The following is a 13,919-nucleotide window of genomic DNA, read 5'->3' as shown; positions in this document are numbered from 1 at the left end:
CCAAAGAGTTCTTGCAAAAGCACCTATATCCGTTGAATGTTACTTCAACGTGTGCCGCTTCAAGGTTAAAAGGACTGTAAATATGCTCATCCCCTAGATTGCTTAAATCGGAATTTCATTGATATGCTCTGGCTTAGATACAGGCGCACTATAATCCTGATTATCATCACTCATGACGGTTTTTTGCCCATTCCATTCGATCTGCACTTTGGTATCTTTGCTTACCGTATTTTCTGCCGTAGTGAGCACCACGGATTGCAATAATTCACTTGGCACGATATCACCCTCGGTAAACATATCATCCTTAAGCGCAACGGTTACTGTCCCGTCTTCTGATGTTTTGACCGATTGCAGTTCCGTACCGCCCGTCATGACCTCTTCCAGCTCGCCGCCTTTTGCTGGGCCTTTGATCAGTTCGTTCAGTGCAGCTTGTACCCGGTCTCCCTCTGGAGTCACGAGACGTGTCACTGGAACGTAATACTGGACTCCTGCTGGTGATGCGGCTGAGAAATAAACGGTGACCGGACTGCTGTTCGTAGTAAAGCTATCGCCCAAATCGAGATTAATACCTACAGCCCGGTTCAACGGCTCTGGCAATGGCGTGCTGTTTACCGGCATTTGTGATAGCTTTTTGCCATCTACCCAGATCTGCACGTTCTCCACATCCGGTGTACCTGTCAACGTCCATGTTACAGCCTCCAGCAATTTGCGCTCATCCTTGGCATCATACTTGGCAAAATTGCCAGAGAACTCAACCACCGCGAGCTTATCCTCTGCATGAATAGTGACATTCTGCACGACAGTTCCCTGAGGAAGCACACCTTGGAACCCTTCAGGAAGCATCCCCGCATATGGGCCACCTGTGACTAATGTATCGAGTGCCGTTTTGGGACTACCTATATCCGTACCGGATGGAAGCGTCAGTGACACTGGAGCGAGTAATCCCTGCTGATTTTGCAAATAAACAGTAGTGAGCGGGAGTGTAGCCAATACACCATTTCCCTCAGCGGCTTGAATCATGGCAGCTTCTTGGATCGGCGGCGGTGGATCTACTGCTTCGGAAGACTGTGCATTAAACATACTACAGCCAGACAACACCATTGGTATGCTCAGTAGTGCAGCTGCTGATGCTTTACGGAAATTACGGATCTTACTCATGATCTCGTTCCCCCTCATCATTTTTACAGTTTGTACTACCATGTATACGAGCCTTCGTTCAAAAAATAACTAAAAAATAATAAAGAAACCTGAAACGGTTAATAACGTATTAGGAGACAAGAATAGTGGCATTGCTAACATCAGAGGAGGAATCGCCCATGGAACATCCTGAGCAAGAAAAAATCCCTTATAGCCTCAATAGCCGCAAAGTCGCAGAAGCAACCCGGGAATGGCTACATAAACGGGGCGTTACGATCCTTGAGATCGCGGAACTCGTCATGTTTCTTCAGAAGAAATATTACCCAGACCTTACCATGGAAGAATGTATTGAAAATGTGGAGATGGTGCTGAAGAAGCGTGAGGTTCAGAACGCTGTACTGACAGGAATTCAACTCGACTTGCTGGCAGAGCAAGGTCAACTCCTTGCGCCTTTGCAAGATATGATCGAAAATGATGAGGGGCTCTATGGAGTCGATGAGATTCTCGCCTTTTCCATCGTGAATGTATACGGCAGCATTGGCTTTACCAATTACGGGTATGTGGACAAGCTAAAGCCAGGGGTGCTTGAACGTCTAAACGATAAGAGCCACGGCCCTGTGCACACGTTCCTTGACGACATTGTAGGTGCAATCGCATCCGCAGCAAGTAGCCGTATTGCCCATCGCAAACAATCCGAGCGTGAAGAAGAGCTTGGTGAGAAGCCCGTAAGCGATGATGCCATTTAAGAGGTTGTCATAAAAACGCTTTTGATTACGATTGATGCCTGAAGGCATCTCAGCGTCCCTTTTTGAACACACCATTTAAGTCATAAACACACATTTCCCACTCAAGCTAATCTATCCTTTCTCTTCGACTAACTAGAGACAGGATGATTAGCTTGTTTGTCATTTTTAAGGAGAGAGACTGATACGTAGTGGGTGCAAAAGATGGGTGCAGGAGATGTACCTGCTACGTGACGGATGATAAGAGCTGTTCAAAACTACGCACAAAACAACAAAAAAGTTGGCTCCGTAGAGCCAACTTTGTCCACAAAACTATTTCAAGTGCTCCTGTCTGCCTACGCCGACTTTTGCCAACTGATATAGCTCATTCCAGTTCCGTTCAACGCTGGATTCAGGTTGTACGGGGTTGCGACCGATCGTAATCTCAGGACCCTTACGCTCCCGCAATAAACCACGCAGCACGGTCATGCCGATAATGCTTAACCCGGTGAATACGTACATCAAACGAATCAATACGTTGCTAGAATCCGAGCCTGTCACAAATCCATGGATGAGTAAACCGATGAACACCGGATAGGACAACATATGGAAGATAAACCACCATTTGCGGCCAAGCTTGTTACGAAGATCACTAGAGAGTAGAACAATGACCAGCCCATAAAAGGATAACGTTCCTAGTCCACTTCCAATCGGATGCACCGAGGCTGTAAAAGGAATTAACAATTCACTCCAGCTAAACGGACTGTAATGATCAATATACAGGATTAACGCATGGGCAATCCCCAGCCCAAAAGCTAGCCATGTGGTTCTCGTATGCCATTTATACATCGCCGCTTTTGGCTTCCCCTTTGCTGCCGGCATGCCTTGAGCAATGCCTAGAAACACTCCTGCAAAGAGCAACAGATAAGCGGCTATACCACTAATTCGAATTAAACTCCAGGTTGGTAGATAATCTACAATCCATTGTGCCATAAGCGGCTCCCCCACATCCGATAGAATTGTTTTTTAAACTGCGAGCTCAAGCGACTTTTTGAGCAACCTCTTAAATCAGGCTAAAACGGTGATCGGGATCAATGCCAGGCCAGCGCTCAGCTAGTTTATCTGTATTTCCTCTGAACCACATACTGCCGTCCCGTGTTACCCATAACACGTCATGACGGTCATAATGCCGATTCAACCAACGAATCGCTTCTTCACTTCCCAGGATGCAAACGGTCTTCGCTATAATCTCGCATTGGGAGGTGTGTTGTCCCAGAACAGTACACTGTACGATATCCGTATTCGCGGACTGCAGCGTTCGAGGGTCGATTAAATGATGAGCCATTTGACCATTACCGCTAGGATGTAGCCATTGTCTCCGTACCAGACTCGACGTCGCGACTGCTCCACGATTTAGCTGAATGCTGCCTGTTAGATTGCTCTTCTCCAAGAACGGGTCAGTGATATAGACCGTCCAGCTGGAGTGAGCAGGGGTGCCCCAGACCTGAATATCGCCACCAGCATTAATCATCCCAGCAGGGATATGAAGTGAACGTTGCAGCCAATCCGCTATACGTTCTACAGCCCATCCTTTGACGATCCCCCCAAGATCGAGCTCAGTCCCAGGATCCAAGTGAACCATTCGACTTCCCTCTCTGTGCATCCAACCCGGACGACAGTAATCGAACCTTTCATCTGATGAGGTAGAAGACAACTGCTGTGCTGTATGGCTATAATCCAGCTGCGTATTAAACTGGTCTGATTGCAACTGCTCAAAGCTTACATCGTATCCTTGCTGACGAAGTGCTTGGGCAATACCTGGCTGAAAGATACCTTCTGTCTGACCAATGTATCCGTAGGCGAGACTCAGCACTTCATCCATCGCAGCCGATACAGGCAACCACCCTGTAGAGCGATTTAGCCGGTTAAGTTCACTATCTGGTACAAAGCGGCTAAAACGTTTCTCCTGTGTTTCAAACCAATTCTGTACTAGGTCTGCAGCATGCTCAGCTTCCTCCTGCCCCGTGACTAAGTGCACCTCAATCACCGTGTTCATCGCGTGGAAGCGAGAAACTAGCGGAAGGACTGCCTGTTGCTGCTCAACCCGGCTCATGATGCACCTGTGCGTGACTGATAACTGCCACTATAGGATCTGGAATCGTTTTGCTGATTTTGTTGGTTGTTTCCGTAATCCTGGTTGTACCGAAGACCCGGATCTGAGCTGTCCGTTCGACATTGTTCCATTCATCCATTACATCATCGCGTGTAGCCACCACATTGTTGGGGGTGTTACTTGTATCTATTCCATTAGCAGATGCATAAGCGACGTCAAAAGCATCCGAAGATCTTACATATTGAAAGAGTGCAGCCACCGCTAATGTTGCTGCGGCCGAGGCTTGCCATTTTCTCCATTGGTTACGTTTTTTCTTCATCATCGATCTTCCCTACCTTCTATGGTGAAGTTCATGTTCCTATCATAGGCAGGCTGGCTTAAAAGTAGATGAATGAACCGTTAAGAAAGGCTAAAGCTTTACAGTTAGATCAAGGAATTTACGATACAGGTTCCGTCACAAAAGGTTCAAAACAAAAAGGCTCTGGTCAGAGATCCTCTCTGGTACCAGAACCTTATGGTTAAGCGCCACGCTAGCAAAATACGTAAACATCATAATCCGCTCACTTTTTGATGTTAAACAAAAACATACCCTCGCTCTGTTCCTGCTGAACAACGATTCCTCGCCGGATCAACTCCTGAAGATGTGCTAACGTTTCACTCATCGCAAATCGCAGCTGATGGGTGCTCAAGCGGTCGCTAAACATAAATATGCAAAGGTCATAAGCACTCACAGGTGCCTCCGCTACTCGCTCAGCCATCTTCTGAAGTCGTTCCTCATGATGCGTGAGCAGGTGGATCGTTCGTTCATTGAAATGAAGAAACGGATTACGATGCCCAGGGTAAGCTCGCTCCACATCCAGAGCCCCAAGACGATGCAAACCCTCCATATAGGATAGTAAGGGCTGCGTATCACTTCCGGGCTGAAGACTGACATTAGGTGAAATCTGTGGCAAAACGGCATCCCCGCACAGGATCTCTCTCGACTCCGGAGAATAAAAGGATAAATGTCCTGGAGCATGTCCTCCTGTTTCCACCGCCAGCCACCGCTGGCTCCCCATCTGCAACCACTCACCATCTTCTATAGGAGTTATCTCTGGAAGAGGGGTAATCTGCGAATCAAAGCTTTCCATGTGCTCATGAATCTGTTTTGTCTTATCTGCTGGCATCCCATGCTGTCCATAATATTCAGGTAGCACGACATTAATGGTGGCGTTCTGCCCCCACATGTACTCCGCTTCTTTCATGGATCGACTAGACATGCGTACAGGAGCACCTGTCTTTTGCTGCAGCCAGCCAGACAAACCCAGATGATCTGGATGGTGGTGCGTTAATACAATTTGGCTAATGGATTGAAAGGATAATCCTAAATTCGATAGCGCTTCCTGCCACTCTAGTTCAGTCTCACTGCTACGCGGCCCTGGATCTACAATCGTAATCGTTCCATCGCTCTCACGTAATACATAACTGTTCACCCAACGCAAAGGAAAAGACATCGTTATCTTGACCCGGTGTATGTATTCCGGCATGGTTATCGCTTCTGATCTCTTCATAAATGATTACTCTCCATTCCTTACTCTTCAGGACGATGACCCACAAAGATCATACGTGACGATTCCTGTTCATCATATTTCTCTTCATCATATCCTCCATGAACCTGATCGACGATCAGACCTGCTTCATGTAACAAATGGTTTAATTGTTCACGGCTGTACAACTTGACCCGTTCATGATACACACGTGCTTTCTGGTCGGGTATGGTCGTGTCGGTAATACGTATTTCCTTTTGTACAAATCCATCCTCTATCTTGCGAAACTCTTCAATGTACTGTCCTTCGTCTTCACGGGTTGATTGGGATACCAGATGACGAGTCACGTAGGCTGTATTCATAAAATCAATGATAAAACTGCCCCCTGGCTTCAGCATTCGGCGAATAACCTGTAGTACCTTGAGCTGCTCTCCGTCTTCCTTAAAATAACCGAAGGATGTAAACAGATTGACTACAGCATCATAGCCACCTTTTAATGGTAGATCTCGCATGTCCGCATGAACCCACTCTACACGGTTGTCTGTATCCATATCTCGCGCTTCGCGCAAAAGTACATCAGATAGATCAATACCTGTCACTTGGAAACCCGCGTGAGCAAGTGCCAATGAATGTCGCCCCATGCCGCAGCACAGATCCAGCACTCTCGAATTAGGCTCAAGCCGTAACCAGTTGATCATTTTATGTACTTCATGAACTGCACCTTGAACATCGCGATGTTTGTACACCAGAAGATAGTCCTCGCCGAAACTCTTTTCATACCATTCCGTCATTGCTTCTCGCCCTCCATATGGTCAATAGCCTTTCTATCTGTCATATGCTGGTACACTTTCATTTTCATGATAAGCTTTTAGCCATTGTATCGTCTTTATCGTTTAAACTCAAAGCTGCCATCGGCGTCCCTCATCCACATTGAACGACCTGAAACGTCACGATATAATGTTAAACATAGTCGAAGCGATTCGAACCGGGTAATTATTCAGATATCCCTGCATTTACACTGGAGGTGAACATCATCATTCGGATTGGACTCACCGGATGGGGAGATCAGGAAGATCTATATGCACATCGTACAAAAGCCAAAGACAAGCTTGCCTTATACGGGCAATTTTTCTCAACCGTTGAGGTCGATAGCACCTTCTACGCCGTGCAACCCAGGGATCGGATGGCACGCTGGGCGGCCGAGACACCAGATTCCTTTGCTTTTATAGTCAAGGCGTATCAGGGAATGACAGGGCACCTGCGGGGCAAGCCCTATTTCAACAGTACATCTGAGATGTATAAAGCTTTCAGGGAGTCACTGGAGCCGATGATGGAGGCTGGTAAAATGCAGGCAGCCCTGTTCCAATTCCCGCCCTGGTTTGACTGCAATCGAGAGAATGTAAATGAACTGCGTGAAGTTAGGTTAAGAATGGAAGGTATTCCATGTGCCATTGAGTTCCGTCACCGCAGTTGGTATGAAGATGCCATGCGTGAACGTACGTTATCTTTCCTGAAGGAACAGGGCTGGATTCACAGTGTATGCGATGAACCCCAGGCAGGACAAGGCTCAATCCCTATTGTACCTCGGGCTACAGATCCAGAGATGACACTGGTTCGTATGCATGGTCGAAACGTCTCAGGCTGGCATCAGAATGGTGCGCCTAATTGGCGCGAGACCCGTTATCTGTATCGATATAATCAGGAAGAACTACAGGAATGGAAAGGTTATCTAGAGCAATTGCAGGAGCAGAGCAAGGATGTATATGTTATTTTCAACAACAACTCTGGTGGTGATGCCGCAACAAATGCACGTATGATGATGGATCTGCTGGATATTCCATTAAAGCCATTTCCCGATAAGACGATTGTCGAATTGGAGCCAGGGCCAGAACAACTCGAATTATTTTGAATAGGTTGTTCAAAAAGTCCGCTTTTGATTACGAAGGATGCACGAGCGGCATCTCAGCATCGAATATGGGATTCAGCCGAAATGTCCGTTGCTCACGTAGGTTTGCCTACGCTCCGCTACTCCATTTCTATCTTCATCCCATCTTCTCGGTACTGAAAACCGACCTTTTTGAACACGCACTTAAATAAGATTCCTTTTGTTCCTCATCAGGATCTTCGTTGTGTTTACACGTAGAAAAGCGGCCAGCTCTTGAGCTAGCCGCTTTTCTCATTTCATAGCATAAATAGTCTACATGCACTGCCATTACACGATATCCTGCTTCATATCACAGGAGGCATGTAGAACGTTTAGCGTTGACCTGCCGTAAGTGAGGTAGTCAAACCAATTTGGCTCAGTTGCTGGTTCATCCTGTGAGCCTCAACCCCAGCAAGCAGCACGATACCAATGCCATGTGTATCATTCAGATTCCAGCCCAGATCATCTCGATAATATAAAGCTGTGAAGGAGTAACCTGATCCACGACATACGCCATACACATTCCCCTGATAATCAATAGAGATACGTGTAATCCCTTCCCAGCCTTTACGCACAGCCTCCAAATATGGTTCAAAGTCTTCTAGCCAACCCTCTCGGATACCACGAGCATAGGCATAGATAAACATCGAAGTACAGGATGTCTCTTCATACGAATCAGGCCGATTCAATACCTGGTGCCAGAGACCATTCTCCCCCTGCAATGACAGGTAGCCTTGACACAAATCACGATAGAACTGAAGCAACTCCGGTCGCTTTTCATGATCATTCGGCAGAATCGTCAGCAACTCGGTTAGCGAAAAGAGCACCCAACCGTTGCCTCGCCCCCAAGGAATACCCGTTGCCCGTCCACGCACAAAATCATACACATGAGACATGATCTGTTGCTGTGGAATATATAGATATTTGCGGAACAGCAAGAATTGATTAATAGCATCGTCCCAATATGATGTTTCTCCCGTGAGCTGACCATAACGCATTAAAAAAGGTGTACTCATATAGAGGTCATCACACCACATCGTTTCATGACGCATCTCTCCGCTACCCCGAACTCGATAGAATGCACCATCCTCCAGCCGTTCCTGTTCATCCGTAATATAACGAGCAATCCGGTGTGCAGTATCGAGTCCGCCGCGAATCTCACCACTTGCCATGGTCGCCAGTAACGTAGAACCGAAGGAGCCACAATCATCAAGACTGTCAATGGCAGACAGCTGATTGTTGATGCCGGCTGCACCATAATGGTCTCGATCCCATAATCCATAACGGTCAAAAGAGGTGCTCAGTTCAATATGCGCTCGTACATACTGCACGTAATCGTCTCGCTTCAGCTCTTGACCTGTCTGAAGCAAACCAAGCAGGGTTACTCCCAGTGGATAATTCCATTTGCCATAATGCGTATTCTCCAAATAAGGACGAACGCTGGTCTCGGGCAGATCTACATGCCAGTAAACTCCGGTACCGCCGTTATCAAACACCCTATCGGTTACAACGATCTCACCCGCAGTGGGTGCAGATTCGAGGGGAAAACTTCCCGTATACAGCCAAACATCCGTGCATCCCGCAACCGGATGTGGAGACGTTAGCCTCCACCCCCTAGAGGATGCAGCTTCAGAGGTAGCACCACCTATTGTGAAGCCCCAGCTGTCCTCTACCACCAAGCATTCGCCTTTGGCAACTAAATGAACAGCCCCATACTTACGTGGAAGTTCAACCTTGAATTCACCACTTGTCTTCCCCGAATATACTTCCTGATCGTTCACAAATAAGGTGAGTCCACCTGTGTGTGTACCTTGCAAAATGACTGGGGTAGTTCCGGGTACCGTAACATCAAGTTTGGTCCATGCATACGCAGCAGCAGGCTCTTCTGTACCAAATATCCGGCCAAAGTTACCAGCGTTCAGCTCTTGCTCTGTCCACTCCCTCTGTGGAAACCATGTAAGTCCTGTCTCCGCTTCGGTCATGCCTTCATGCGGAAGTGAGGTGAGTGGTTCATCCACAGGTTCCGAATACAGCCATCCTTCCTGACCCTGACGGTCAACGCCAGGCGTCAGAAAATGAAGAGGGAAGTTTTTGAACGATGCGGTTCCATATATGCCACCGAAGCCTACTTCGGTTTTTACAAAACATAACAGTACATCATTCCAGCCGTATTTTACATGGATCGGAAATTGAGTTCTACGCTCTGGATACAGCTCCTGAAGCAATTCGGATTTGAAGATCTCTTCTCCATTCAAGTAGACGGTCACTGGACTATAACAGTTCAGACCTGTATTTAATGTGGCGTCCTGCTGGCTCCATAACTTCCCCCACACATATACATATTGTCCTGCACGTGCATCGTTCCATTTCTGATCCAGATTCAGATCGTAACGGTAGTCTGCTAGCCTGCGGAAACCACCGCGGTGATAAGCTCTGAATAAAAAGGAATGCTTGGGATGATCCCCCATATAACGCTGAGCCACTGTCGTCAATACGTCGGGTATTGAATCATGAACCTTGCCTGCAATCGCCTCGTTCTCATGAAAATAACGGATGATTGTCAGCTCCTTTCCCCAAGTTGGATCAGCTCGTTTAACCGCAGCGTCTCTCCGCCTTTCACTTCCACCACTTGTTGATCTGCCGTTAGCCAAACTGAAATCGAAGACGGATTATGAATCATCGAACGATCTGCTGAGCATTCCAGCCGCTTCACTGCTTTCCAGTAGGCAATAATCTCTATATTAGTCGCATACCAAATATCATCTCTGCCACCAATCCGCTCTCCGAACCGCTCGATGATCTCCCAATTATCGTTATCATTGAATTCATAGCTGTGACCCCATACGTAGAAGAGTAGTGGTGTACCTGTCTTTGTATGTTGAATAAATCGTTCAGTAAGAGATTCCAAATCATGGTTATGGTGGCATGTCGGATGCCATTCCAGCGGTCGTTCAGGCAATGTGAATTGTCCATGGGATTCGACAGTTCGTGCATAATCCAGACCTAGCCATTCCAACTTGGTGCTGAGTGAACGATCATATCCACCATTGGGATAGGCCATTCCTCTCACAGGATAATCAACAAGCCGTTCCAATGCTCTTCGATCTTCCATAATTTCTTCGGTGAGCAGTTCATCCGGAACATATGGCAACGTAGGGTGAGTGACAGTATGTACAGCCACTTCATGACCCGCATACAGCTCTGCAACCTCATCTTCACCAATTCGCCCCACTTTACCGAGCACACCGGAATTGAGATTAAATGTTCCACGCAACCCATAACGATTGAAAATATCCACCAGTCTGCGATCATGCACCACACCATCATCGTAACTAAACGTCAACGCTTTCATTACTCCACCCGGATACCGGTCAAACTGGATACGATGTCCCATATGTTTCTCCTGTCTCCCTCCGAATTAGCGGACATTTCACTAATCCCGCTTAAAATTTCACCAAATCATCTATGCGTACAGGCAGCCCTGTACGGATCGCCTTGTTGGCTGCAATACCCGTAAGAATAGAGCGAGCTCCGTCCACATGGTCAGCAGCACGGTTGAATTTGTCTGGTACCGGATCACCAAAAATATCATTCAGCAACACTGGATCACCACCGCCATGACCGCCTTCTCCCTCTTCAACCTCCACCTCGTAAGGTGCATCAAACATTGGGAATACGGTGATACTGCGACCTTTAAGCGCTCCTTCATTAGCACGGTCACCACCCGCATTAACATACGATTGCTCTACAATATTCATTTCGATACGTCCTTTACTACCGTTAAAAGCGATGCGATATCCTTCCCAAGGCATATAAGCATTCAGGGAATATGTTAGAACCGCTTTGTTCTTATAGCGAACAAGTACACCGAGTGTATCTTCAATGCTGATTCCATCGCCAAACACATTCTGATCCCGCTGATAACCATCCTCATGCTCTGCATCCAGATACATTGCCTTCAGTTGCTCACTCTGATCCAAATGTAATGCGAATGGATCGTTCTCTGCCTGCGGATTGCCTGTCGCTCTCGCATAGCTATGTTGCTCTCCGCGGCGCTCAGCGTTCTCTTTGCCATAGAACAGCAGGTCTCCGTATGCAAATACACTTTCCGGCTGTGAGCCGATCCAGAAATTGACCAAGTCGAAATGGTGTGTTGATTTGTGGACAAGCAAGCCACCACTGTTACGTTTATCCCGATGCCATCTACGGAAATAATCTGCACCGTGACGTGTATTCAGCAACCACTCAAAATGCACGGAATGGATATCGCCAATGACTCCGTCCATTATCAACTCGCGTGCTTTTGTATGATGTGGTGCATAACGATAGTTGAACGTCACACGCACATCGCGTCCTGTACGTTGTACCGCATCCAAAATCTCCTGACATTTCTGCTCATCCACCGTCATTGGCTTCTCCGTGATTACATCACAACCAAGCTCCATAGCTCTAATGATGTAATGATGGTGTGTGCGATCCACTGTAGTCACAATCACCGTATCCGGCTTATGCTCTGCGATCATTTCTTCAAAGCGATCTGCGGTATAGGTAGGTAGCTCGTGGTATCCGCAATCCTGCGTCAAAACCTTGTTGGCATAATCCATCCGTGTCTGGTTCGTATCACACAAGGCGAGAAGCTCTGAACGATCCTTATATTCCTTCGCTAACGCGGTATAGAAAAACCCTGCTCTGCCACCTGTTCCTACGAGTACATATGTTTTTTTGCTCATTGTGTATCTCTCCTCATTAAGTTGGATTGGTATGAATGCGACTATATTTAATCCGTATTCGCGTCTTATACTGATCAACAGAACAATGTGCGATAACGGTTATTCCTGAATTTCCTTCACGGCAAAATAACGATACTTACCTTTGCCCTCACTAGGCTCAGACTTCGTATTAATAGCAAACAGTCCCATCTTCGCCCCAACCCATAGTGCAGTCGTTGCAACAAATGTTGTGCCTATCGGTGTATAACTCACGCCATCTTCACTCCAGCTAAACTGTACATGTGCAGGTTCGATAAGGGTAAGACGTAAATGAATAGTCCAACCGGAAGCCGTTGAGCCTTCTCCCTTCCAGTCCAGCCCTTCTTCCTGCCATTCGTCTGCATGCAGATCACTATTCTTTTGCTTCTCCCCACGATTCAGGGATAATCGAATGGCTCCATCCTCAGTCTGCGTTAAGTAAAGATAGGCATAAGCATCTCCAAACAAAAGGAGTCCTGCTTGATCGCCAGCCTGCTTCGGGTGAAAAGTCAATTGAGTTGTGGCTTCAAAGGCTGACGCCGGCAACTTTTGCATCAATAGCTGTGGAACACCAAATAACGATTGAACGCCATCAGGATAAGGAAGTGTATGCAAAATAAGTCCTTGTTCTGGATTCAGATCAGCCCACTCTGGCTGGGCGTTAGCCTGCCATTGCCACTGCAGCCCTAGACGATCCGCCCTAAAATCATCGGATACTTCGGGCACTACTACGGGGTGTGTGCTTCCCACATTGGGCTTCTTATGCAAGATCACTGGCTCACCGGTTCCGTCGCCTTCCTGATCCAAGCCAATGATTGGCCACCCTTGTTCATCCCATTGCATGGGCTGTAAATGAACAATTCGTCCATAAGCATCACGATCTTGAAAATGGATAAACCAGGACTCCCCGGAATCCAGCTCTACATATCCACCCTGATGCGGGCCATTAATGGTGGAAGAGCCCTGGTGCATGACAATTCGATCTTCATATGGGCCAAATACCTGCTTCGACCGTAACACGGTCTGCCATCCCGGTTTCACACCACCTGCAGGAGCAAAGATATAATAGTCTCCATCACGCTTGTAAAACTTGGGACCTTCTATCGTTGGATGGTGCTCTGTACCGTCAAATACGATCCTTCCTTCATCCAAAAGCCGGCTTCCATCCGGTGCCATACGGCACACCTGAATTTTGCTTTTGATGCCACAGCGGCTATTGGCAAATGCATGCACCAGATATGCCTGCCCGTCATCGTCCCATAGTGGGCAAGGATCAATCCACCCCTTAACCTCATGCACCAGATGAAGAGGTGACCATTGTCCCTCAGGGTGTGTCGCCGTTGTCACATAGATGCCTTCGTCCGGTGTACTGAAAAAGATCCAATACTTGTTGTCATGGTAGCGAATGCTTGGTGCCCATACGCCTTTACCATGCAGGGGAACGTCATACCCCGGAATATCCAACCGTTCAATGGCATAATTCACGAGCTTCCAGTTCACCAAATCTTTTGAATGCAAGATCGGTAAGCCTGGTGTATGCGAGAAGCTCGAAGCGGTCATGTAAAAGTCGTCGCCTACACGAATGACATCCGGATCCGAATAATCTGCGTGTAGAATGGGATTACGATAAGTTCCATCCCCCTGATCTGCGACCCAGATCGGTTCAAACTTTTCTAGACTGGATTGAGATGCAGCCATTAGATTGCTCCCTTCCTTTTGACTTCAAAGTAGTGATTACTTCAATTAATG

Annotated in this window: 12 protein-coding genes; 2 read left to right on the top strand and 10 right to left on the bottom strand. The window is 47.3% G+C overall.

Features of this window, described 5'->3' with window-relative positions; genetic code table 11:
* Positions 1 to 102: 102 nt before the first annotated feature.
* Positions 103 to 1,158, bottom strand: a complete 1,056-nt coding sequence (locus tag M3636_RS23380; RefSeq protein ID WP_251384211.1) for a GerMN domain-containing protein — start codon at positions 1,156 to 1,158, stop codon at positions 103 to 105.
* Between the two features lie 158 nt (positions 1,159 to 1,316).
* On the opposite strand from M3636_RS23380, the gene M3636_RS23375 reads away from it, so the two are divergent.
* The gene (locus tag M3636_RS23375) at positions 1,317 to 1,883 is read left to right on the top strand and encodes a phosphatidylglycerophosphatase A family protein (protein WP_145409227.1); all 567 of its coding nucleotides are present in this window, start codon (positions 1,317 to 1,319) and stop codon (positions 1,881 to 1,883) included.
* 309 nt (positions 1,884 to 2,192) lie between these two features.
* Here M3636_RS23375 and M3636_RS23370 read toward each other — a convergent pair whose 3' ends face one another.
* The 5 genes from M3636_RS23370 to M3636_RS23350 all read right to left on the bottom strand — a co-directional run bounded on the left by M3636_RS23370 (position 2,193) and on the right by M3636_RS23350 (position 6,289).
* The gene (locus M3636_RS23370; protein WP_251384210.1) at positions 2,193 to 2,852 is read right to left on the bottom strand and encodes a ferric reductase-like transmembrane domain-containing protein; all 660 of its coding nucleotides are present in this window, start codon (positions 2,850 to 2,852) and stop codon (positions 2,193 to 2,195) included.
* A gap of 70 nt (positions 2,853 to 2,922) precedes the next feature.
* On the bottom strand, positions 2,923 to 3,972 hold the full coding sequence (locus M3636_RS23365; protein ID WP_251384209.1) for an FAD:protein FMN transferase: 1,050 nt from the start codon (positions 3,970 to 3,972) through the stop codon (positions 2,923 to 2,925).
* A complete protein-coding gene (locus M3636_RS23360) occupies positions 3,959 to 4,294 on the bottom strand; it encodes a hypothetical protein (RefSeq protein ID WP_251384208.1) in 336 nt (111 codons plus the stop codon). The genes M3636_RS23365 and M3636_RS23360 overlap by 14 nt, the downstream gene beginning before the upstream one ends.
* A 238-nt stretch (positions 4,295 to 4,532) precedes the next feature.
* Positions 4,533 to 5,522, bottom strand: coding sequence for an MBL fold metallo-hydrolase (locus M3636_RS23355; RefSeq protein ID WP_251384207.1), 990 nt, complete (start codon positions 5,520 to 5,522; stop codon positions 4,533 to 4,535).
* Between the two features lie 20 nt (positions 5,523 to 5,542).
* The gene (locus M3636_RS23350) at positions 5,543 to 6,289 is read right to left on the bottom strand and encodes a class I SAM-dependent methyltransferase (RefSeq protein WP_251384206.1); all 747 of its coding nucleotides are present in this window, start codon (positions 6,287 to 6,289) and stop codon (positions 5,543 to 5,545) included.
* Between the two features lie 242 nt (positions 6,290 to 6,531).
* Between M3636_RS23350 and M3636_RS23345 the strand changes: the two genes are divergently transcribed.
* Complete coding sequence (locus M3636_RS23345; RefSeq protein WP_251384240.1) at positions 6,532 to 7,407, top strand: DUF72 domain-containing protein; 876 nt, start codon at positions 6,532 to 6,534, stop codon at positions 7,405 to 7,407.
* A 347-nt stretch (positions 7,408 to 7,754) separates the two neighbouring features.
* Here the strand turns inward: M3636_RS23345 and M3636_RS23340 are convergent, their stop codons facing one another.
* From M3636_RS23340 to M3636_RS23325, 4 genes are all read right to left on the bottom strand, one after another.
* Positions 7,755 to 10,073, bottom strand: coding sequence for a glycoside hydrolase family 88/105 protein (locus M3636_RS23340; RefSeq protein ID WP_251384205.1), 2,319 nt, complete (start codon positions 10,071 to 10,073; stop codon positions 7,755 to 7,757).
* Positions 9,983 to 10,816, bottom strand: coding sequence for a polysaccharide deacetylase family protein (locus M3636_RS23335; RefSeq protein ID WP_251384204.1), 834 nt, complete (start codon positions 10,814 to 10,816; stop codon positions 9,983 to 9,985). The genes M3636_RS23340 and M3636_RS23335 overlap by 91 nt, the downstream gene beginning before the upstream one ends.
* Before the next feature lie 49 nt (positions 10,817 to 10,865).
* Positions 10,866 to 12,152 (bottom strand): Gfo/Idh/MocA family protein, encoded by a 1,287-nt coding sequence (locus M3636_RS23330; protein WP_128103335.1) that lies wholly within the window; start codon positions 12,150 to 12,152, stop codon positions 10,866 to 10,868.
* 99 nt (positions 12,153 to 12,251) lie between these two features.
* The gene (locus M3636_RS23325) at positions 12,252 to 13,868 is read right to left on the bottom strand and encodes a glycoside hydrolase family 43 protein (RefSeq protein ID WP_251384203.1); all 1,617 of its coding nucleotides are present in this window, start codon (positions 13,866 to 13,868) and stop codon (positions 12,252 to 12,254) included.
* Between the last annotated feature and the right edge of the window lie 51 nt (positions 13,869 to 13,919).

It is taken from the genome of Paenibacillus sp. MER 99-2 (genome assembly GCF_023714095.1).
GTDB lineage: Bacteria > Bacillota > Bacilli > Paenibacillales > Paenibacillaceae > Paenibacillus.
Note: the sequence above shows the minus strand (reverse complement) of the source record. Positions and strands in the feature narration are given on the sequence as shown.